This window comes from Membranihabitans marinus (assembly GCF_019802045.1).
In the GTDB taxonomy this organism is placed as follows: Bacteria; Bacteroidota; Bacteroidia; order Chitinophagales; family Saprospiraceae; genus Membranihabitans; species Membranihabitans marinus_A.
This window is the reverse complement of record NZ_JAHVHU010000005.1, coordinates 18346-39988: the sequence shown is the minus strand read 5'-3', so window position 1 is coordinate 39988 and position 21643 is coordinate 18346. Positions and strand designations below refer to the sequence as shown.

Genomic DNA, 21643 nt, shown 5'->3' with positions numbered 1-21643 from the left:
TCTATTTTTTGTTGGCGGACATAAATATGCGGTTCCATCGGATACCATCCGACAATTTACTGTTTTTTAATGACATCCAAATAAAGAGAGGTTTTCCAACTACATGAGTATGAGGTACAAAGCCCCAGAACCTGGAATCTTCTGAATTGTGCCGGTTATCTCCCATCATCCAGAAGTAATCTTGTTTAAAGGTGTATTCCGTGGCCGGAGAACCGTTGATGTATATTTGATCGTTCTTGATCTCAAGTTTGTTGCCCTCATATTCCTGGATGACCCGCTGATACATCGAGATGTTCGATGGATCTAATGCCAGCGTTTCTCCTTTCTCAGGGATGTGAATCGGACCATAGTCGTCCACGGTCCAGTCGCTGCAGATATCCTCATCATGAGGAAACAATGCAGTACCTATCTGACTGGGGGGGACATAAGTCACCTCGATGTCATTGCCCAGATTTGTAATAGCCTCTACGGCATCTTTACTCAGATTGTAATAATGTTCCGAAGCCCGTGGATGGTCATTGATATCCACTCCAATCTTATCCAGCGTGTTCACATTAATGGACCCCATACTGGAAGTCACCCGGTAGGTGAATTGGGTCTCTTCAGGATTCTTGATAGCTTTTCCATCTATAAAAACCGTGCCTTCTTTTATTTCCAAATCTTCCCCTGGTAAACCAATGGTTCGTTTGATGTAGTGATCCATCTTATCCATGGGGCGTGAAACGATTGCATTGGGATCCACCTGATTGAGCATGCCTCTCCGTCTCAAATCGTAGACGCTGAAAGTCCGCCCTGGTGTGATGACAACGCTATCTCCCTCCGGATAATTAAAAACAACGTTGTCATACCGGTTTATTTTTTCCAGAGCAGGGAGTCTGAAATAGGGGAGACTCGGTTCCTCAAGGTAAGACTCGGAATTCAGAAACCCGATTCGGTTGTGCAAGAGGGGTACCATGGCTACGGTCATTGGCGTACGTATTCCGTAGTTCACCTTGGATACAAAAAGAAAATCGCCAACCTTCAGGGATCCTTCCATCGATGAGGTGGGGATGATAAAGGCTTCGATCAGAAACATTCGGATAAAGGCTGCCGCAAAAATGGCGAATATAAGGGATTCAGCCCACTCTCTGGAAGGACTTTTTCGGTAAGGATTTTTATTGGTTAGTCGTTGGACTTTAAGGTTATCTCCAGCGAGCTGTGCATTTTTGATTTGTGTATTGTAGTCTTGTTCCAGCTGAACGATCTTTCCTTGATAGGTGCGATTTTGCTTGTCGATCAGATAAAAAGACAACGGGGTATACACCACGGCCAGTACGGCATCCCAAAAACTTAGCTTTCCAAATGCCCGGGCCATATCCACTGCCATGCCGGCATAGATGAAAATATTCACAATCGGAAACAAAAGCCACCATGCATATCGCTTTTTACGTCCAATAATTTCCGCCCATTCACCAAAGTTAACTCCTGGAATCCAGGCTTTCTTTGGATCTGAACCGGCACGGCGAAATAGCGGCGCCAATGTTAAGCAGAGTAACAGATATGATATCAGGACAAACAGTAATATTCCCACGAGTCTTTAAATTTTCTGACAAAAGTAAACAAAAAAGTCTTGATGGTGCATTCGGACCGGTGTTAAGTGGTTCGGGATCCACCATACTTTAATATGTAGTACTCAAAATTAAAATAAAAATATATTTTAGCCTGATTAGTCCTGTCTTGGTCCCCATCTATTAGACCAATGGGTGGGATTATGGGATAAGCTGAATTTCTTTCCTAGGTCAGGAACCATTGCAAGAAACACAGGCAATCACATTTCACAGTAGCCCGCAAAGCGTGACAGGAATAACGAACAACACAAATCGACTTGTAAAATCGATTGCTATTGCCTGGATAAGCTATGCCAGTAGACTTGTGCACTTGGGTAGGAATAAGCATTTTAAAAATCCGTGCCGGTAGTTAGAAGACATAGGAAAATGTGATATGATTCGGCAACATATTGATAGATATAGCAATAATCTGAGCTTTGATCTATCCACACAACTTATTGAAGATATCCACACAACTTATTGAAGAATTTTATCAAGAATATTCAAACGAAATAGATAGAATTCTATCCCCAACGATCAATTACGAAATAAATCGATCATCTACACCTGGAATAGAAAGTTGATTTTGACGTGTCCTTCGAAGATTGATGAAAATAGTTTACCTCAATTTAAAGGTAGTATGCCCCACCAAAAACCCTTTGTTGTACACCTCGACGGCATACAATCCCTCCTGAAAAGGGATCCCGGGTGCCCAAACCAGGCATACCTCTTCCCCTTTGTGTTTGTATTCGATGGATTGTTTAGTAGAATAGGGGATGGGGGTGTTCGTTTTAAGCAGCGTCATGACGCCGGATCCTGCGGCTTGGACGGAGATTGTTTCTCCTGTAGGATTCAGAACCCGTACATAAAAGGTTTCTTCGCCTTCTGCTGCCAGTTGATTGACCTGCGTTTCAAAACAGATATTAAGTATTTCAACATTTTCTGCCCGTCTTCTGCGGACTTCTTTTCCGCTTTCCTTGGTCGCGTAACCTTTCACGTTGATGTCTTCAATGGAAATACGAGAAGCTTCCATCACCTTGACATTGAGTGCTGTATTTTCCTTGGATAGGTTTTCTTTTTCTTCCGTCAACACTTCTTGTTCGGTCAATAGAGAATCGGCTCTTTGTTGGCTGGCTTCAACGGCGACTGTCAGGCTATCTGTCTGGTTTTTGAGCGTTTGGTTTTCTTCCGTAAGAAAAATGTTTTCGTCCTTTAGTTGATTAATTTCTTCTATATATTGGGCCACGGTTGCTCTGAGTTCTTCGATTTCTTCTTGAGCTTCTGAATAGTTTCTGTTTTGCCGGACGAGTAGGGCAATTTGATTTTTCTGCTCCTCCAATTTTCCGATTTGCTCATCGATCAGCTTATTGAGTTCAACATTCTCTCCTTTAAGTGATTCGAGTTCACGTTGGGCAGACTTAAATTCTTCATCAAGTTGAATATTGATATCCTGTAGATCAGTAAATTCTTGATCCATTCTTACCATGTCTTTTCTCAATTGCGTGTTTTGATAGAACAAGTATCCGGAGAGGACCAAGAGCAACAGTGCGATGACGCTGAAAATAGCTATGTTACGAGATGATTGTTCTGACGACATATTTTTCTGGTTGTGTTGTTCCAATAACGATGTTTTAGGTGCAAAATTTTAATAATACCTATAAATGTTAAGATGATTTCGAGGAAAATGTTCAACCGGCTTATTTGACGGCATGAAATACTAAATTTCACCATTCGGGCCAAGAGTAGCATCTGAATCGATGAATACTTGGTTGCGAAATAAAATCAATATAACTCTGGAGAATTTCTTCCAATCCTTCCACTCCAGATGAGATAAATTTAAAGAAAGCGGCTATTTTTGCCAAAATCGGGAGATGGCGTCCGGATTGTATATAAAATTTATGAGCCCTTGCTCAATTTATCCCTGGTTTTTAGAGTTATAACAGTTGAAAATGAACGATATGATTAAAGAGCCTTTACTAGCGCCCTCGTTGTTGGCAGCAGATTTTTTGCATTTGAACAAAGCGGTGAAACTGATCGATGAAAGTGAAGCGGACTGGCTGCATATGGATGTAATGGATGGACGTTTTGTACCCAATATTTCTTTTGGAATGATGGTTGTCGAGCAAGTAGGAAAAGTATTGGAAAAGCCCATGGACGTACATTTAATGATTGAAGAGCCCGAAAAATATGTGACCCAATTTGCAAAAGCCGGGGCAGATACGATCACCGTGCACTATGAAGCTTGCCCTCATTTACACCGAAATATTCAGCAAATCAAAGATCTCGGAGTCAAAGCCGGGGTGGCGATAAACCCCCATACCCCAGTGGCCTTGCTGGAACCAGTAATTGAAGATTTGGATCTGGTCCTAGTGATGTCGGTTAATCCAGGGTTTGGTGGCCAGAAATTTATTTTTGAAACACTCTATAAGATCCGGCAATTGCGACAAATCATGCAGGACCGAAACGCCAAAGCATTGATTGAAGTCGATGGTGGAGTCGGATTGCAGAATGCGGCTAAGATAATGGAAGCGGGAGCCGATGTGCTTGTGGCAGGAAGTTCGGTCTTCGGGTCGGAGGATCCGATGGAAACGATTAAAAAGCTCAAATCGCTGGGCAATCTTCCGGTTTATGAAGTATAATGTACTTGGTGTCATATTAGTCTTCTTATCGGGATCTCTGTATTCACAAGGGGTGGTTACGGTAGATGGGTTTATCGCTGATCCTGCTGAAGAAAAGGTTTTGAGTGATGTGCTCATTTATCTAGAGGGCAGTACCTCAGCGATTACCACCAATGAGAAAGGCGCATTTTCCATGCGTTTTGTGTCTGAAAAAGACACAGTACTTGTGTTTTCCAGAGTGGGTTACAAGAAGGCGACTTATGAAATAGATCATGCCCCGACGGATGAACATCTGTCTTTGAATATTGAGTTGGTCCCAGCCGTGTCCGATTTGGAAGTGGTGGTACAGAGTACGATTTCTCATCAACCGGGAATGGTGGTGGAAGATATGTCAGAGATAAAATTGCTCCCGTCTGTCACCGGAAATTTGGAAAATATACTGCCGCACATCGCATTGGGTGTGAGTGGAGGAACGGGGGGAGAATTGAGTAGCCAATACAATGTACGTGGGGGTAATTACGATGAAAATCTGGTGTATGTAAATGATTTCCAAATATACCGACCTCAGCTTATACGGAGCGGTCAGCAGGAGGGACTGTCGTTTCCAAACCCGGACCTGGTCCGTGATATTACCTTTTCATCCGGTGGTTTTTCAGCCAGATACGGGGATAAAATGTCTTCCGTGCTCGATATAAAATACAAAAGACCCGATTCAGCAGCGTATAGTGCAGAAGTGAGTTTGCTGGGGGCCAGCGCTCATCTGGAAGGAAGCAAGTCTCTGGGGAGTTCCCGGTACAAAAAATTCAGGTATCTGGCCGGAGCCCGGTACCGATCCACCTCATACCTACTCAATTCACTCGACATCAAAGGCGAATATCTTCCAAAGTTTGCCGATGTCCAATCTTATATGACTTATGACCTGAGTGAATCTTGGCAAGCGGGGGTGATGCTGAACTACAACCGATCGGTTTTTGATTTTCAGCCCCAGACCCGGTCCACAGCCTTTGGATTGATTGATTATACCTTGAATCTTTCGTCTTCTTTTTCCGGTGCCGAAAAGGACCTTTTCGAAACGGCCATGGCCGGTGTTTCTGTGACTTATTTGCCACCCAAAAAGAAAAATCCCTTTTTTCTGAAATTTCTGGCTTCCACGTATTCATCTGCAGAGTCGGAGAATTTTGACATCATCAGTACCTACAATCTCAGTCAGATTGAGACATCCATCGGTGCAGAAAACCAGGGAGAAGCGATCGCACTGGTGGGCGAGGGAATCCAGCATGAGTATTCACGAAACTTGCTTCTTTCCAATGTGTCCAACTTTGAAATCAAGGGGGGGCTTGAAAAAAATAATTTCTCTGCAACGGGCAAGGATCAAAGTCATTTTTTACAATGGGGATTGAAATTTCAGCATGAAGATATCCGGGATCGACTGCACGAATGGGAGCGGTTGGATTCTGCAGGATATTCATTGCCATTTAGTGAGAACGAAGTCTTACTGAACAAGGTCTTCCAGTCCCGAAATTCGATTTCTTCTCAGCGGATGGAGGCGTATCTTATGGAAAGCTACAACTTGCGAAACAGGGATCGGTCCTTGTGGACATTCGAAGGCGGGGTGCGGGCTTCGTACTGGAGCTTGAATGAGGAACTCAACATCTCACCGCGAGCTCAGATTTTGTACCGGCCATTGGGAAAAGAAAATAATCAGGTGTGGAAACTGGCCGGTGGGTTGTATTACCAACCGCCTTTTTATAGAGAGTTCCGTCGGTTGGACGGTTCGCTGAATCAGGCAATCAAAGCCCAGAAATCGATGCATCTGGTATTGGGGTACAGCACGGATTTTTACTGGGAGCGGATTAATGCTAAAATGCGGTTTATGACCGAAGCCTACTACAAACGCCTGGATGATTTGATCCCCTATGATGTCAATAATGTACGGATTCGGTATTATGGCGATAATCTGGCAATGGGGCAGGTGATGGGGGTCGATTTTCGACTAAACGGTGAACTGGTGCCGGGTGCTGAAAGCTGGATCAATGTATCGTTTTTAAAAGCTGTGGAAAAATGGGATGGCATAGAACATGAAAAGCTGCTGGAAGGCATCGGAAATGTGGAGAAAACAGAGTTTGTACCTCGGCCCACCGATCAACGGGTGACGGCATCGGTGTTTTTTCAGGATTACCTGCCTCAAAATGAAAACTTCAAAATTCATTTGAGTCTCAATTTTGGATCGGGTCTTCCTTTTGGAACGCCGGGTGATAACATTCAGTTGAGAAACCCATTTCGGTACAAGATCTATTACCGAGTTGATGCCGGGTTTTCAGCGCAATTGTGGGATAAAGCCTGGATCAGTAAGCGCCCTCACAATCCCTTGCGTTTTGCTGAAAATGCATGGCTGAGTCTGGAGGTGTTCAATTTATTGCAAGTGGCCAATACCGCATCGGTGACCTGGATTAAGGCGGTTAACAATGTGCAGTATTCGGTGAAGAACAACCTCACCTCCCGACGGGTGAATCTGAAGTTGCGGTTTGAATTTTAAATTAAGGACGCTACGCTTTTAGGGGGTAGGACGCTGCGCTGCTAGCAGTTAGGGCGCTGCGCTGTTGGTATTGGGTAACTTGATCAATAGGCCCCTGCCATTTTTTGGCAAGATAGTGGATTGGTGTAGGGCACCTTCGAGTGTGCCTTATCCCTGATCTGTTCCAAAAGTTTAGCGAAACTACAGTTCTCCCATATTTTTACGATAAAAAGCCCATCTTTCGGACAGAAAGTTCTCAGACAAAAATGTATATCAAGGAGCAGAAGCTCCTTCTTCCCGGAAATGGAAACGCCTTTACATTTACTGGCTAAGTGGCTCCTCCAGATTGGGTTAGTCCACATCGCGGAGGTAGGTTGCGAGGGTCATGAGAACCAGGAATGTTCACGTTAGTTTTTAAATATAGATGGGGTTTTTATACAGCTTTTCAAGCGTAGGACTATCTTGAATTTCTATTCTCTCCACTTACACATTTTTGAAAAAAGATAATTTGTTTAAATTCACGTCAGCGGTGTGATTCAGGCTATCCAGCCTGTCGCTGCGATATGTTAGAAGTTTCGGAAACAACATACACAGAATTAAAAAATAGTCTTATATTTGCGGCCGATATACCCGATGTCTTTTAGTTGGTTCGGTTGCTTGGTTTTGTACCGACCGAAGATCATCTTATAGGCACAGGGGTATGAAAGCCGGTTATCCGCAGCGTCGGAATAAGCAGGTGATTAAATAACCACAATAGTATTATTAGAATGTCTGTTAAATTACGTTTACAACGAAAAGGACGAAAGAAAAAACCATTTTATCACATCGTAGCAGCTGATACCCGGGCGCCACGGGACGGTAAATTTATCGAGAAAGTCGGTACGTACAATCCGATGACTTCACCGGCAACGATTGATTTGGATCGTGATAAAGCCCTGAAATGGCTCGAAAATGGGGCGTTGCCATCAGATACAGTGCGGGCTATTTTGAAATTCAAAGGAGTGTTGTATCGACGTCATCTCCTGAGAGGTGTACGAAAAGAGGCGTTGACTCAAGAAGAAGCTGACCAAAAGTACAAAGACTTTATGGAAGCCAAAGAGTCGAAAATAGCGGAGCGTTTCGAAAAAACTGCACAAGAAAAGCGTGATTTTCATATTTCTATCTTTGGTAAGGCACCGGAAAAGCCGGCTCCCGAACCGGAAGCATCTGAAGAAGAGTAAGGTAGTCACAAGAAATACGGGCATTGTACAGGCTTTGAAAAGGAAGTTTGTGAAAACCTGGTAGAAGTTCTGCCGGGTTTTTGCTGTATTTAAACATAACAATCAAATTCGATTTATATGAAATCACTGAGTCCACGATATAAAGAGCAAATAGAGAATATCAAACAAACCATACAATCCTCTGATCTTTTGAATACCTATCTCGAATCGGAAGAAGAAGCGGATTATAAAGCCCTGATCGATTATTTTGAACCTCAGATCCAGGAACTCTATGATAAGGTGGTCAATAACAATCCCCTGCAGTTGCTGTCCCTGGAGAATGAAATTCTAGATGATCGACTGGAAGGCTTGTTTTTGCCCAGAATTTTGGGATATGCTGTGCTCCGCGGTGCTATTGATGAGGATTTTAAATACATCCGGCCTCAAACTCATTTCCAGGATATCTTGCTTTTTATCTGTGACTCCGTTTATTTCGATTATATAAAAACAAGAATTGGTCAAACAGTTCAGGTGGGTTTTGCTCTGAATAGTGATATATGGACCACGTCTTTTATCAACCGATTCCAAAACAAGCGGATTGTTTCCTATTTGCGCAATTTGCATTCAGCGGATTTGTGGCAGGTCAAAAACCGGGAAGTGGCCTACAACCGATATAAAAAACAGTTCGAAGGTTATAATTTTTATACGATCGAATTTCCGGATGATGCCATCGAATTAAAAGCCAGTTACCGGCAATTTCTCGATTTCTTGAAATTCCGGATTAAGCACGATCTGGATAATACCTCGTTCGAAGAAGAACTAATTACCTTCCTGGAAAATACAGAGCTTCAGGAGCCGCAAGAATACATCAATATTTTGGGCTTGAGTGCTCATTTTATTGAGTTTGAAGAAGATCGTAAGAAACGACTGGCAAAAATTTATAATGAGCTGCGACAAAAAGAAGGCTTCCATTCAAAGCACTTCCACTTTCTAGAACGACTTATGAAAAGTGATATCAATGTGGGTGTCGATTCGTTTGTCCGTTTGTTCGATCTTTTGCCTGATCAGCCAAAGGATGATTTCTATACGTTTTACTACTTGCAGAATATCATCAAGGAGAATGGGTTGGCGTCTGAAATAACCATTGAGGAAATCCGAAATGTGCACAATCAACACGAAGGCTTATCCGATTTCAATGAGGCGCTCCGACTTGTGATTTATAAGTACTTCAAAGCAGAGCTTCAGAATATTGATCCGGAAGATTATCCAGCCTATTTTGAATTGAATAAACTGATGACGATCTATATTAAAATGTTTGATAACCAGCATTTTAATCAAGAAATCAAGCACGCCAGTATCCGACTCATTAAAAAATTCCTAAAAGTGTATACCTACAAGCGTGGGAAAGATTACCAGGATATCAAGAAATATGTGGTTAGTCAGTTCCAGGACCTCGGATTTATGACAGAAAAAGAAGTACTGGAAATATTCAAGACCAGAAAAAGACGTCGTAAGAAAGCAACCTCCTAGATTTTAGATTTTTCAGATTCCAGATTTCTGTTCATGGTTAATGGGGTACCAGTTGGCCCAACCTAAACCATAGCCTCTACCTTGTTTTGGGGTATCAGTAATTGGTATCAGTAATTGGGTTATAAGTTGGCCCAAAAACAAATATTTCTAAACCTAAACCTTAGCCTTAAATGGTATTCATTAGTCGGGCACCGATAAGCCCGATCAACTTTCATCAATCTCATCTAGTTTCATCCACTTCCTTCAATCTCATAAACTATTAACCACCTCGATCACTGCATCCAGATCGTCCTTCGTGTGCGCAGCTGAAACGAAGCCCACCTCGTACCCGGACGGTCCAAAATAGACCCCGTTTTCCAGTAGGTGCAAATGCAGCCTTTTGTAATGTTCCATGCTGGCCGGATCAATATCTGAAGATTTTTGAACTCTGCCTTTACTAAATGCAATCCAGAAAATAGACCCAATGGTCTGTATATGGGCGGGAACTTCTTTTTGATCCAAAGCGTCCTGCAACCTGTTTGTGAAATCCATTGTCTTCTTTTCCATATTGTGGTAAAACCCTTCCTCCAGACAAACTTGGAGGGTGGCCAAACCTGCCGCCATGCTGACTGGATTGGCAGATAGCGTGCCGGCCTGATAAACGTCGCCGACTGGCGCTACATGAGACATAATCTCCCGGGAAGCCGCATAAGCGCCGACCGGCATACCTCCACCGACGATTTTCCCATAAGTCATGATGTCGGGTTGAATCTGGTAATGTCCGGCCGCTCCTTCAAAGCCAAGCCGGAATCCGGAAATGACTTCATCCCAGATCAACATGACGCCATATTGGGTACACAAATCCCGCATTAATTGCAGGTATTCCGCATCCTGCAGAAGCAATCCATTATTTGCCGGGACAGGCTCTATAATAATGGCCGCCAGATCATCTTTGTATTTTTGAACTGCCTCGACCAGCAGTTCGGGGTCGGCAAGTGGAAGTACGATGGTCTCAGCAATAAACGCTTCCGGGATTCCGGCAGAAGTGGAAGTTCCCAGTGTGGCTAATCCCGAACCCGCTTTTACCAACAAAGAATCTGCATGGCCGTGGTAACAACCCTCAAATTTTATGATTTTGTTTCGGCCGGTGACTCCACGTGCGAGTCTTATGGCGGACATGACAGCTTCTGTCCCTGAACTGACAAATCGGATCATATCGATGTAGCGATGGTGGTCGATGATTGTTTTTCCGAGCTCATAAGAAAGCTCATGGGGAGTACCAAAAGTCAATCCTTTGTTAATGGTTTTGATGACTTTATCAATGACGTCCGGATGCTTGTGTCCCAATATCAAGGGGCCCCAGCTGTTGCAAAAATCGATGTAGGTGTTTCCATCGATGTCATAAATTTTGGATCCCTCCCCGCGATCGATAAACACCGGTGCACCTTGCACAGAATTAAAAGCTCTAACCGGACTGTGTACGCCACCCGGAAACAGTTTTTTTGTTTCTTCAAATATTGCTTCAGATCGTTTTCTGGTAAAGGTCATAGTTCTAAGAATTTTTTACAAATATACAGGAAGACTTGCAAGAATGAAGATTTTATAATTAAATTCGTTCCATGGTTCAGATCAATCAGATAACCCGATTAGCGGTCGCTGTTTTTCAGGAAGAAGGACAGATCACCATTAGTGGAGAAGGTATGTTGAAGAAAATGTTTCTGAGCGCTTATTTATCAGAAGACCATCATCAGATCCTGCCTCCTCGTGAACACTTTTATTTTAATCGGAATAGCCACGCTCTGATCGATAAGGCCTTAGTGCGAAAAGTAGCCACTTACTTTATGCTATCGGATTCAGATGCTGAAAGGGCCGTTCGAAGATGGGAGGATTCTGTTAAGTCAGCGGTGAGGGAAAGCGCTGTGCCATTTGGAGAATATGGCCAGTTTCAGTTTGATAACCAATTGGATTTTGTGCCGGAGGTACTGACCCACTATCAATGGCTGCCCGTATTGCCATATCGTTCCCCCGGTGTTGATGTGGAGGACTATTCTGTGCGCGACCGGGCTCCGGTGGATCTGCGTGCTGCTTTACCGCCGAAACAAACGCGGCCTATGTTAATCCCTGCCTTGTGGGGTGTTTTTGCATCTTTATTTGTGTTGGCATTATTTTTTTGGTCAGAACCGATTCAATTTTTATTTGGTAATCAACAGGAATTCAATACCCGGCTGGTAAATGTTGCGCCGGAGTCATATCTTTCCAATGATATCGAAGATTATTATTCCGATACCCAGGAGTCGGTAACCTTTGATGCTGAACCCGCTACGGAATTGGATGAACATGAAAAGTATTCAGAAACCACGGATGAAGATTTTTCGTCAGCATCGGATCGGGGAGTAGGCGAGGCTATTCAAGTGAATCAGAATAAAACCAATCCGGAAGAGAGGGCTGCAACATCCAGTTCCCGATGCACCTTGGTGCTTGGGGCTTTTGCAAACCCGGAAAATGTTAACCGAATGGTATCCAGGCTGGGTGATTTTGAAGTTGAAGTAATCACCATGGAACGTCAGACCATGACCCTGGTGGCTGCAAAAGTAGAATGCGCTGATCAGTCAGAAATCGATCTTCTTCGCAGTGAAATTGAACCAGATGCGTGGGTATATAAATAATGAGTTATGCTGAGCTTTGATTTACGGCAACGTCTTTTTAACTCACAACAAAATTCATTTTTTTTGTTAGCAGGCCCCTGCGTAGTTGAGGACCGCACGATGGTTATGGAGATCGCCACAGCATTACAAGATATCACCACCGAGCTCAACATTCCTTTTGTGTTCAAAGCTTCTTATAAAAAAGCCAATCGAAGCAGTCTGGATTCTTTTACAGGAATAGGCGATGCAAAAGCCCTTGAAATACTAGCTGAAGTGAAATCTAAGCTAGATCTTCCCATCATGACGGATGTTCATAGTCCGGAAGAGGCACACCGGGCCGGAAAGATCGTTGATATTATTCAGATTCCCGCTTTCCTCTGCCGCCAGACCGAATTATTAGTGGCAGCTGCCAATACACCGTGTATTGTAAATATAAAGAAAGGGCAGTTTATGTCTCCGGAAGCCATGGGATTTGCTGTCGATAAAATCACCCAGTCGGAGAATGATTTTCCAATGCTTACAGAGCGAGGCGTTACTTTTGGTTATCACGAGCTCCTGGTCGATATGCGTGCCATACCTGTGATGCAAAGTTTTGGTTATCCCGTTGTGCTGGATTGTACCCATGCGAATCAAAAACCCAATCAGTCCAGTGGAACGACAGGAGGCCGACCTCAGTTTATTGGAACCCTGGCACGTGCCGGGATTGCTGTAGGCGTTGATGGATTGTTCATCGAGACCCACCCCAAACCAAATCAAGCGCTTTCCGATGGAGCTAATATGCTTCCTTTGCATGAAATGAAGCCTCTGCTTCAGATGCTGGTTAAAATCAGGACTGCGATTACTGAATAATCAGAAGATATTCACAGTAGCTTGCCTCAGTTTGATAAATATGTATTAATTTATAAGCCGGATCTGAGTAATCCGTTGGAATAACGGCGGTGTACTCTAAGTGCAAAGCGCTCCGGACTTTATCATATCAAGAATCGATATTATGAGAACTGTATTTTTGCCGAATGATTTTAGCCACAAATCAGAGAATGCAATGAAGTATGCTGCAGATATGTTTCATAATGAACCCATACATTATGTACTTATTCATTCCTATGATATACCCTACCAACCCAATGAAGTAATTATTTCATCCATTCTGGAAACCCTAAAAGAGGATGTGGACAGAAATCTGCTCAAACAAGAAGAAATATTAAAATCGTATTTTAGGAATGAAGCTAATGTGATCACCAAGCGGGTCGGCGTGGGATCTGTGGTTGATATGATCAATTATAATGAAGACATGAATCCGGATTTTGTAGTAATGGGGACCCGGGGTACTCGGCAAAGTGCCAGTGGTTACCTCATCGGCAGTAATACGCTTCAGGTATTGAAAAGCGTTGATGTTCCTGTGCTGGCGATTCCGGAAAATTGCAGATATTCAAAATTGAAACAAATTGTTTTTGGATCTGATATGAAAGCGATCGCCCACGATGTGATTAAGCCCTTGACGCTTATGCTGGAACGCACTGATGCCGATCTTACTGTGGTACATGTTGGCGATATTTCAGCGGAAAGCAAAAATAATACGCTGCACGAATTAAAATCGTTGCTGGGGGAACGATTGACATCTTTTGTTCAGGTAGCATCCACCAATATTGATGAAGAATTGCGTCGAATGGCGCGTGAAAATGATGCAGATCTGTTGGTGCTAGTGGATCGGAAAAGAAATTTTTTGCAACGGTTGTTCCATAAATCGGTGACCCGCAAGATGGGGTGGAAAACAGAAATTCCTATGTTGGTACTTCATGAATAATCTTTTCAAATAATTTCCCTACTTTCAGCCTATGAAAGATATTATCGATTTATTGGGGCGGGTGTTTTTATCTGCCATGTTCCTGTATGAAGCGTACGACTCGATATATTATTTCCAGCGTACCAAAAACACCATGACCGAGTATGGCATCACCTGGAATCAAGACATGCTGTTATCCGGCGCGATCTTCCTGCTGTTGGTTGGTGGAATTATGCTACTGATAGGGTATCGAGTCACCCTGGCTTCGATATTCCTGTTGATATACTATGTGCCCATTACCTTTATTATCCACAGTTGGTGGAATAAACCAGTGCCTCTGCAGCGTGAAATAGCGATCGATTTTATGCAAAATATGGCTATTGTCGGTGGATTGCTGTTACTCATCGGGCGGGGAAGTGGTCGGTATAGTATTAAGCGGTTGTTTGCTACTACCCGGGTGCCCAGAAAATACAGGTAACCTTTTTCATCGTGTAAAAATAAAGGGGACGGTCTTCGTATTCTCCAATAAAATAGTTCGTTGGATTATAGAATTTAATTATATTTACGCATTGTAAATATTTATAATATATCGATGCATATCGCCATTATAGCCGGAGGTCCATCTGAAGAACGAACCATTTCACTGGCCAGTGCAAAGCTGATTACTGATCATATTGATCCGTCGAAATACAGTTATCGGTTGCTTCTTATGGAGAATCGAAAATTTGTAGATCAGGAAACAGGGGTTGCGCTTGACCTCAATGACTTTTCACTTACCACTCCAAAGGGAAAGGAAAATTTTGATTTTGCATTTTTGATGATTCACGGACGACCAGCAGAAAATGGAAAACTTCAGGGATATCTTGACTTGATGGAGATTCCGCACAACACAGCAAGTGTGCTGACCAGTGCGGTGACTTTTAACAAAGACTTTTGCAAAACTTATCTGAGATCTTTTGATGTGCCCATGGCCCAATCAGTACCAGTGCGAAAAAACGATGAAATATCTCAAAATGATTTTAACCATCTGGGCTGGCCCCTGTTTGTAAAACCCAACAACAACGGATCAAGCGTAGCTGTAACCAAGGTGCAAAAATGGGACGATCTGGATGCCGCATTAAAGAAAATATGGGAGGTAGATACAGAGGCACTCGTTGAGGAATTTGTCGAAGGAGTAGAGTATTCTGCCAGTATTATGAAGCAAGGCAAAGAATATATTCGTTTTCCCATTACAGAAATTCGGCCCACCAAGGAATTTTTTGATTATGAAGCCAAGTACCATGGAGCGAGTGAGGAAATTACACCGGCACGCCTTTCTGCCAGAAGCACACGTGATTGTCTGGATCTAAGCGAAAAGATATTTCGTCTTTTGGACTGTGATGGAATTTGCCGTTTTGATTATATTTTGCGGAATGACACGTTTTATTTTTTAGAAGTCAATACTATTCCGGGGATGGGACCGACGAGTATGGTACCTCAACAGGTGGTGGCAAAAGGCTGGACGATCAGTGATTTTATAGACAAGTTAATCACCAGTAGATTACCATCAGAGTAGTTAGCTTTCTATAATTTCGTCTTTTAGCGGAGCACTGCATTTGAAGCAATACCGGGCGCTGTGATAATGGCCCTCAGCACCACAATCCGGACATGAGATATTAGTATGTTGTATTCTTTTCCCGGTTCGTATAAATTCCGTTGAAACAATACCTGTAGGAACGGCAATGACCGCATATCCCAATATCATGGCGATGGCTGCCAGGAATTGGCCGGTGGAGGTGATGGGGGAGATGTCTCCATATCCCACTGTGGTTACCGTAACGATGGCCCAGTAGATGCTTCTCGGAATACTGTTAAATCCTTCATTAATATCCGATTCGAGTAAATAAAGAGCTGTCCCCAATATGGTCACTACCATGAGTACAAACAGTAGAAAAATTACTATTTTTCGAGAGCTTCGACGCAGCGAATTGACAATAGACAAACTGTCATTGACAAAGTTATGCAACCCAAGGATACGGAATACTCTGAGCAGGCGGAGACCGCGAATCACGATCAAATATTGTGATCCTGTAAAGAAAAAAGCGAGGTACGTGGGTATGATGGAAAGTAAATCTACAATACCAAAAAAAGACGTGGCATAGACCAACGGCTTTCGTACGCTCAATAAACGAACAATGTATTCTATAGTAAATATGAATGTGAAAAACAATTCTAAAATCCACAGAATCTCACTGTAATCCTTGTGATAATCCGGTACACTATCCAACATGACCACCCCAACACTGATCAATATCAGAATGAGAAGAACCACATCAAACAACTTTCCCTGCGGCGTATCTGCTTCGAAAATCAATTCATGCGCTTTCGCACGAAATTTCCTGAACTTAGGCGATTCCTCCCCGATTTGTGGTTTCATACAAGAATTTTTTATTGCCACTGGCGTAGGTCAAATATAGGGTTATTACGCTCATACAAAACAAATAGCTCCTCTATTCTCTGGATATGTTGTAAAACCGATATTATCTTCAGAACCCGACCGGAGAAATGTTGACCATTTGATGGTAATCAAAAGTAGTAAGGTTAGATTATTAATTACCTCATTCGGGGCCGACGTCTTTTCTTACTTTGTTGATTCATTGCTCCGCGGAATCGTCCGCTTTGTGCGGCTTTGATGTTGCCACTGTTTTTGATGACTTTTCCAAATTCTTCCACCTGTTCCTTAATCTGTGGTTCGGTGACCTGCATTCCCTTGACTTCCCGGTATAGCTGCTTGGCCATCGTCCAGTTTCCTCTGTTGGCCTGCATGTTGGCTAATTGAATATTAACCATCGCTTTTTCATTGTCCGTGGGTAATTTGGTTTCTTTGGCTTTTTGAAAATAAAATTCAGACTCGTCGGTATCTTTTTTGTGTTGAGCGATGGTTCCTTTGAGCATATAAAAATAGGCACGATTCGCTGAGTACAATAAACGGGGAGACACGGTGAGTTTCATGCGCTTTTCCGCTCCGGCGATATCCATGGTTTGCATCATTTTGGCTGCTGATTGGACCGTGCCAAAGAGGATGTAGCCGACTAAAAGAATGATGCCGGTCAGAAAGAACGGAAAGGCATACCAAAAGCCATAAAGCGAGGTCAGTACCACACCACCACCCAGACAAAGAATGATCAGTCCAAGCCGTAGGTAAATATTGATTGAAAACATGTTTATTATTATTTGAGCTCAAAAATAGCAGAATTTTATGGGTTAGCGAAATCTCTTGCAAACGAGTTGTGTTTTTGAATTCCTGAGAACTGAGAAATCACACACAGCGGGTGATCTCACATCGGAAAACGAGAGCGGGTCAATGTTTAAGAGGAATAGGAAGTGTGAATTCAGTATAACTTGGTTTATTATATTCAAATTTATATTGACATAGGGTCAATTTGTAATATCCTTATTATGAAATAGAGAATATTTGCATTTCTTGTATGGTTGGTTTTATAGCTGTGTGTTTATCAATGATGAGTTAAATTTTTCACTTCATGAAAAAATTAGGAAAACCTGTTTTATATTTGGCTTTATAAAAGAAACAAAACCTTATAAGTTAATCGCTAATTGACTTTAAGTTAGACTAAACCCCTTAAGATGAAACAACTAATAATTGCTTTTCTAACACTATTCCTATTTCAATTTTCAGCAAATGGGCAATTGCGTGTGTCTTCTTCGGATGGATATGATGTACTAATTTGGTTAGAAGCTACCTCGGTAGATGCACCAAACAGCTGTTCTGATGATTATACCTTTAAAGTGAATATGAAATATGACGTCAAATTTGAAGGGGTTAATGTTCCGGACAATATGTATACTTTGCAATGCTATCTTCTTTGCGATCAGGATTTGTCTATGAATTTTGGACTGCCAGTGAGCGGTGGGGTCGGAGATACGATCACAGCACCTGACAATTGGGTTGGTGACAACTGCAGTGAGGCCACCCCCCCAGTTGCTCGGGTGCGATTCGGTCAGGTTGTTAATAGAAGGACCTGGTATATCGGTATATGAAAAATATCCGCTAAGCAATTTTTTGCTGCCCATGGAATTGATCAATTTTTCGGTAAAGGTGGTGGGGAGTCAAGGTGTACTTCTGAATTGGGAGACGGCTTCTGAACTTAATAATGATTACTTTGCTGTAGAACGATCTAACGACGGTAGAAACTGGAAAACATTGGCAGAATTAAAAGGTGCCGGGACTTCCTCTGACATACAGAACTATGATTATATTGACCCGTCACCCGTCCATGGAATCTCCTATTACCGACTGCGTCAGACGGATTTTGACGGTACGTTCAAATACTCAAAAACCCGGACCGTGGATTTCGAATTTGAAAACCATGAATCAAAGCTGGTGGTTTATCCTAATCCAGCTCAAAATACGATCCAGGTATTTACTGGAAAAAGGGAACAACGGAGTGATATTACGGTCTATAATATGTTCGGTCACGAAATGATGTCAGTGAAAAATATTCAGAAATCATCTGATCCTATAGTTTCAGTCGATATATCCAGCTTACAAAACGGAGTATATATTGTGAAAACAGGCCAGTCTGTAACGAAGTTTTATAAAAATTGAGGTGATTAAATGTAAAAGGGCAGGTTCTCCTTGTATATTATATCCAGCGGAAGGTATTGCTTTTCAGAAATTTCTTTTTCCAGAATGTGGTGATCAACCCATGATTTGACACTAAGGAATCCCATTCTGTAACCGCTTTGGTCAATGAGCAGATCGATCTGTTCTTGTTTTAATAAACTTATATTTTGATCGATCAGGTCGTGACCGATGATGTATAGATCGGGGAACTGGTTTTTTAGAGCATTGGCAAACATATATGCTTTAGAGGTGGTTACGTAAACGGTGTCAATTTCCTTTTCTTTTATAATTGCTGCAAGGGAGGAGCTATCCATTTCACTGTTTTTCTTATTGCTAAATATGACGCTTTCTTTTTGAAAGGAAAGGCTCGATTGATCCAAGGCATCAAACAACCCCAATTCTTTATTTTTAAGATGGATGGTATTGTCAATATTTTCAGTGGTATGGACGACCATCACAGAAGAGCACCCTCTTGTGGATCGGATGATTCTCCCCACCAACTCTCCGACCACGTACGAATTAATGCCGATGTAGGTCAGTACAGGTATTGATTGTATTTCCGCATTCATGACGATACATTGAATGTCTTGTTCGCTGCACTGTCTGACCAGATCAATAGTCTGCCGGTAAAATTCTGAACCGATCAGGATGGCATGTGGTTTTTCTTGTAAAATTTGTTGCGCGATACTTTCAAAATGCCCCGGGTCATTCATGTCGTAAAATACCGTTTGACCTTTGATTCGGTAGGGGGCGAACTCGGTCAGACCTTGTTCGATACCATTGCGGATCATTTTCCAATAAAAATCCTGGTACGGGTAGGGGATCAATATTTTAAGTAGGGATTTTTCTTTTTTGGCCAGCGTTCGGGCGACAATATCCGGTTTATAACGCAGTTCGCGCATGGCTTGCTTTACCTTGTTGTATGTGTGTGACGATACCCGGCCCCTATTGTGTATGACACGGTCTACTGTACCGGTTGAAACGCCGGCATGCTTTGCGATGTCTTTAATTTTGGCTTTCACGGATGATTATAATAAGTAAAGAACAAAGTTGTTACGAAATATAGTGTGTGCGCACACGCAAAGTTATAAAAATTATGTTATCTTTGCTATTCATCAAACGGTTTAAAATGGAAAAGGACATCTTAAAGTATCAATTGCGGTCATTTGAAAAAATTCCAAGCCAGATTTATGAAGATAAAGAAGAGGCAAGTAAGCACGTGGCTAAGACGATTTCACTTCTGATGCGACAAAAACAACAGGAGGGAGAATACACTATTCTCGGCCTGGCTACTGGTTCGACACCGATTAAAGTCTACGATGAACTTATCCGGATGCACCGGGAGGAAGGTTTGAGCTTTAAGAATGTGATTACTTTCAATCTGGACGAATACTATCCCATGCGAAAAGGGGACGACCAGAGTTACTGGAAGTTTATGCACGATCATTTGTTCAATCACATCGATATTGATCCTAAAAATATTCATATACCGGATGGTGAAATCCCGATCGATCAGGTTGAGGAATACTGTCAGGAATATGAAGAGAAAATCGAAGCTTTGGGTGGAATTGATATCCAGCTGCTGGGGATTGGCCGAACGGGGCACATCGGTTTTAATGAGCCTGGGAGCTGGGATTCAAGCCGAACTCGTCTGGTGAAGCTGGATCACCTGACCCGTCAGGATGCTACCAAAAGTTTTATTACAAAAGACAACGTCCCCTACCGGGCTATTACGATGGGGATTGCTTCCATACTAAAAGCGAAAGCGATTTATCTGATGGCTTTTGGACAGGCCAAAGCGGAAGTGATTGCGCAAACATTGGAGGGACCAATTACTGCTTCTTGTCCTGCAACTTACCTTCAGAATCATTCCAATACCCGGTTTTTAATTGACCGACCTGCCGCGTCAGAGCTCACCAAAGTTAAAAAACCATGGAGCGTAGGTTTGGTGAACTGGAACGATAAACTAATCTGTCGGGCAGTAGTCTGGTTGTCTATGAAGACAGGTAAGCCAATTTTGAAACTGACCGAAGAGGATTACAATACGAATGGTCTGAGCGATCTTATCCTGGAATACGACACGGCCTATAACATCAATATTCAAATTTTTAACCGACTTCAACATACGATTACCGGTTGGCCCGGCGGCAAGCCCAATTCGGATGATTCTCAACGGCCCGAACGTGCCGAACCCGCCAAAAAACGTGTAGTTATTTTTAGTCCCCACCCCGACGATGATGTAATATCGATGGGCGGTACATTTATTCGCCTGGTAGAGCAAGGGCATGAAGTGCACGTTGCCTATCAGACTTCGGGTAACTTGGCTGTACATGATCATGACGTTCAGCGGTTTATCGAATTTATTGATGACATCGCAGAAGAATATGGGTTGGATCAGGAAGTAGCGCATAATCAATTGGAAAAAATCAATAAGTTTCTGGAAAGTAAAAAGGGTGGCGAGTCGGATATGGATCTCGTACGAGAAATTAAAGGAATGATCCGACGGGGAGAGGCCCGCGGTGGTGCCCGGATTGCAGGGGCAGATGATGATCACATCCATTTCCTAGATTTGCCTTTTTATGAGACAGGAAAGGTTTCGAAAAAACCTGTTGGACAAGAAGATGTGGACATTATCCGTGATTTTTTGGATGAAATTAAACCACATCAGATCTACGCCGCTGGTGATCTGGCGGATCCTCACGGAACGCACAAAGTTTGTCTGGATGCAATCTTACTTGCATGTGAAGAACTCAAAGAAGAGTCCTGGTTCAAGGATTGCTGGCTTTGGTTGTACCGAGGTGCCTGGCATGAGTGGGGCATCGATGAAATAGAAATGGCTGTTCCGCTGAGTCCGGATGAAGTGCTTCGAAAACGAACCGGAATTTTTATGCATCAATCTCAGAAGGATCGAGCACCATTTCCCGGCAACGATAAGAGAGAGTTTTGGCAACGGGCTGAAGACCGGAATAAGGAAACAGCCGATGAATACAACAGACTGGGTCTGGCTGAATACGAGGCCATGGAAGCTTTTGTGAAATGGAAATGGGAGACGAACAGTATATAATTAAAGTCCTAAACATGCTCCTGGTTTGCACCGGGGGATGAAGACCGCGATGGGGTTCTAAGGCGCTTGAATGCGATACGTCGGAAGATTAATTCCGTGT

18 protein-coding genes are annotated in these 21643 nt (G+C 42.8%); 12 read left to right on the top strand and 6 right to left on the bottom strand.

The genetic code is table 11. The annotated features are described in order from the left end of the window. Position 1: 1 nt before the first annotated feature. Together lepB and KUV50_RS04620 are read right to left on the bottom strand one after the other, a co-directional pair. The gene (gene lepB, locus KUV50_RS04625) at positions 2–1570 is read right to left on the bottom strand and encodes a signal peptidase I (RefSeq protein WP_315899935.1); all 1569 of its coding nucleotides are present in this window, start codon (positions 1568–1570) and stop codon (positions 2–4) included. Between the two features lie 635 nt (positions 1571–2205). Then, complete coding sequence (locus tag KUV50_RS04620; RefSeq protein WP_222578931.1) at positions 2206–3207, bottom strand: hypothetical protein; 1002 nt, start codon at positions 3205–3207, stop codon at positions 2206–2208. A 328-nt stretch (positions 3208–3535) separates the two neighbouring features. On the opposite strand from KUV50_RS04620, the gene rpe reads away from it, so the two are divergent. The 4 genes from rpe to KUV50_RS04600 all read left to right on the top strand — a co-directional run bounded on the left by rpe (position 3536) and on the right by KUV50_RS04600 (position 9448). Continuing rightward, entirely contained in the window at positions 3536–4225 is a 690-nt protein-coding gene (rpe, locus tag KUV50_RS04615) for a ribulose-phosphate 3-epimerase (protein WP_261394998.1), read from the top strand. Continuing rightward, complete coding sequence (locus KUV50_RS04610) at positions 4215–6740, top strand: carboxypeptidase-like regulatory domain-containing protein (RefSeq protein WP_222578930.1); 2526 nt, start codon at positions 4215–4217, stop codon at positions 6738–6740. The genes rpe and KUV50_RS04610 overlap by 11 nt, the downstream gene beginning before the upstream one ends. Before the next feature lie 746 nt (positions 6741–7486). Continuing rightward, on the top strand, positions 7487–7939 hold the full coding sequence (gene rpsP / locus KUV50_RS19575; RefSeq protein WP_222578929.1) for a 30S ribosomal protein S16: 453 nt from the start codon (positions 7487–7489) through the stop codon (positions 7937–7939). A 117-nt stretch (positions 7940–8056) separates the two neighbouring features. Beyond that, the gene (locus KUV50_RS04600) at positions 8057–9448 is read left to right on the top strand and encodes a hypothetical protein (RefSeq protein WP_222578928.1); all 1392 of its coding nucleotides are present in this window, start codon (positions 8057–8059) and stop codon (positions 9446–9448) included. Between the two features lie 249 nt (positions 9449–9697). On the opposite strand, the gene hemL is transcribed toward KUV50_RS04600, so the two are convergent. Then, entirely contained in the window at positions 9698–10975 is a 1278-nt protein-coding gene (gene hemL, locus KUV50_RS04595) for a glutamate-1-semialdehyde 2,1-aminomutase (RefSeq protein WP_222578927.1), read from the bottom strand. A 71-nt stretch (positions 10976–11046) separates the two neighbouring features. Between hemL and KUV50_RS04590 the strand changes: the two genes are divergently transcribed. From KUV50_RS04590 to KUV50_RS04570, 5 genes are all read left to right on the top strand, one after another. After that, the gene (locus KUV50_RS04590; RefSeq protein WP_222578926.1) at positions 11047–12093 is read left to right on the top strand and encodes a hypothetical protein; all 1047 of its coding nucleotides are present in this window, start codon (positions 11047–11049) and stop codon (positions 12091–12093) included. A gap of 6 nt (positions 12094–12099) precedes the next feature. Then, a complete protein-coding gene (gene kdsA, locus KUV50_RS04585) occupies positions 12100–12921 on the top strand; it encodes a 3-deoxy-8-phosphooctulonate synthase (protein ID WP_222578925.1) in 822 nt (273 codons plus the stop codon). Between the two features lie 142 nt (positions 12922–13063). Beyond that, complete coding sequence (locus tag KUV50_RS04580; protein ID WP_222578924.1) at positions 13064–13876, top strand: universal stress protein; 813 nt, start codon at positions 13064–13066, stop codon at positions 13874–13876. Between the two features lie 31 nt (positions 13877–13907). Beyond that, the gene (locus KUV50_RS04575) at positions 13908–14333 is read left to right on the top strand and encodes a DoxX family protein (protein ID WP_222578923.1); all 426 of its coding nucleotides are present in this window, start codon (positions 13908–13910) and stop codon (positions 14331–14333) included. Between the two features lie 114 nt (positions 14334–14447). Then, on the top strand, positions 14448–15410 hold the full coding sequence (locus tag KUV50_RS04570; RefSeq protein ID WP_222578922.1) for a D-alanine--D-alanine ligase: 963 nt from the start codon (positions 14448–14450) through the stop codon (positions 15408–15410). Here KUV50_RS04570 and KUV50_RS04565 read toward each other — a convergent pair whose 3' ends face one another. Together KUV50_RS04565 and KUV50_RS04560 are read right to left on the bottom strand one after the other, a co-directional pair. Beyond that, on the bottom strand, positions 15411–16271 hold the full coding sequence (locus tag KUV50_RS04565; protein ID WP_222578921.1) for an ion transporter: 861 nt from the start codon (positions 16269–16271) through the stop codon (positions 15411–15413). A 176-nt stretch (positions 16272–16447) separates the two neighbouring features. Continuing rightward, positions 16448–17056 (bottom strand): tetratricopeptide repeat protein, encoded by a 609-nt coding sequence (locus KUV50_RS04560; RefSeq protein WP_222578920.1) that lies wholly within the window; start codon positions 17054–17056, stop codon positions 16448–16450. A 423-nt stretch (positions 17057–17479) separates the two neighbouring features. Here KUV50_RS04560 and KUV50_RS04555 point away from each other — a divergent pair, with 423 nt between their 5' ends. Beyond that, positions 17480–17893 (top strand): hypothetical protein, encoded by a 414-nt coding sequence (locus KUV50_RS04555; protein ID WP_222578919.1) that lies wholly within the window; start codon positions 17480–17482, stop codon positions 17891–17893. 31 nt (positions 17894–17924) lie between these two features. Further along, positions 17925–18461, top strand: a complete 537-nt coding sequence (locus KUV50_RS04550; protein ID WP_222578918.1) for a T9SS type A sorting domain-containing protein — start codon at positions 17925–17927, stop codon at positions 18459–18461. A gap of 5 nt (positions 18462–18466) precedes the next feature. On the opposite strand, the gene KUV50_RS04545 is transcribed toward KUV50_RS04550, so the two are convergent. After that, on the bottom strand, positions 18467–19501 hold the full coding sequence (locus KUV50_RS04545) for a LacI family DNA-binding transcriptional regulator (protein ID WP_222578917.1): 1035 nt from the start codon (positions 19499–19501) through the stop codon (positions 18467–18469). Positions 19502–19608: 107 nt separating this feature from the next. Here KUV50_RS04545 and nagB point away from each other — a divergent pair, with 107 nt between their 5' ends. After that, positions 19609–21543, top strand: coding sequence for a glucosamine-6-phosphate deaminase (nagB, locus tag KUV50_RS04540; RefSeq protein ID WP_222578916.1), 1935 nt, complete (start codon positions 19609–19611; stop codon positions 21541–21543). Positions 21544–21643 lie beyond the last annotated feature (100 nt).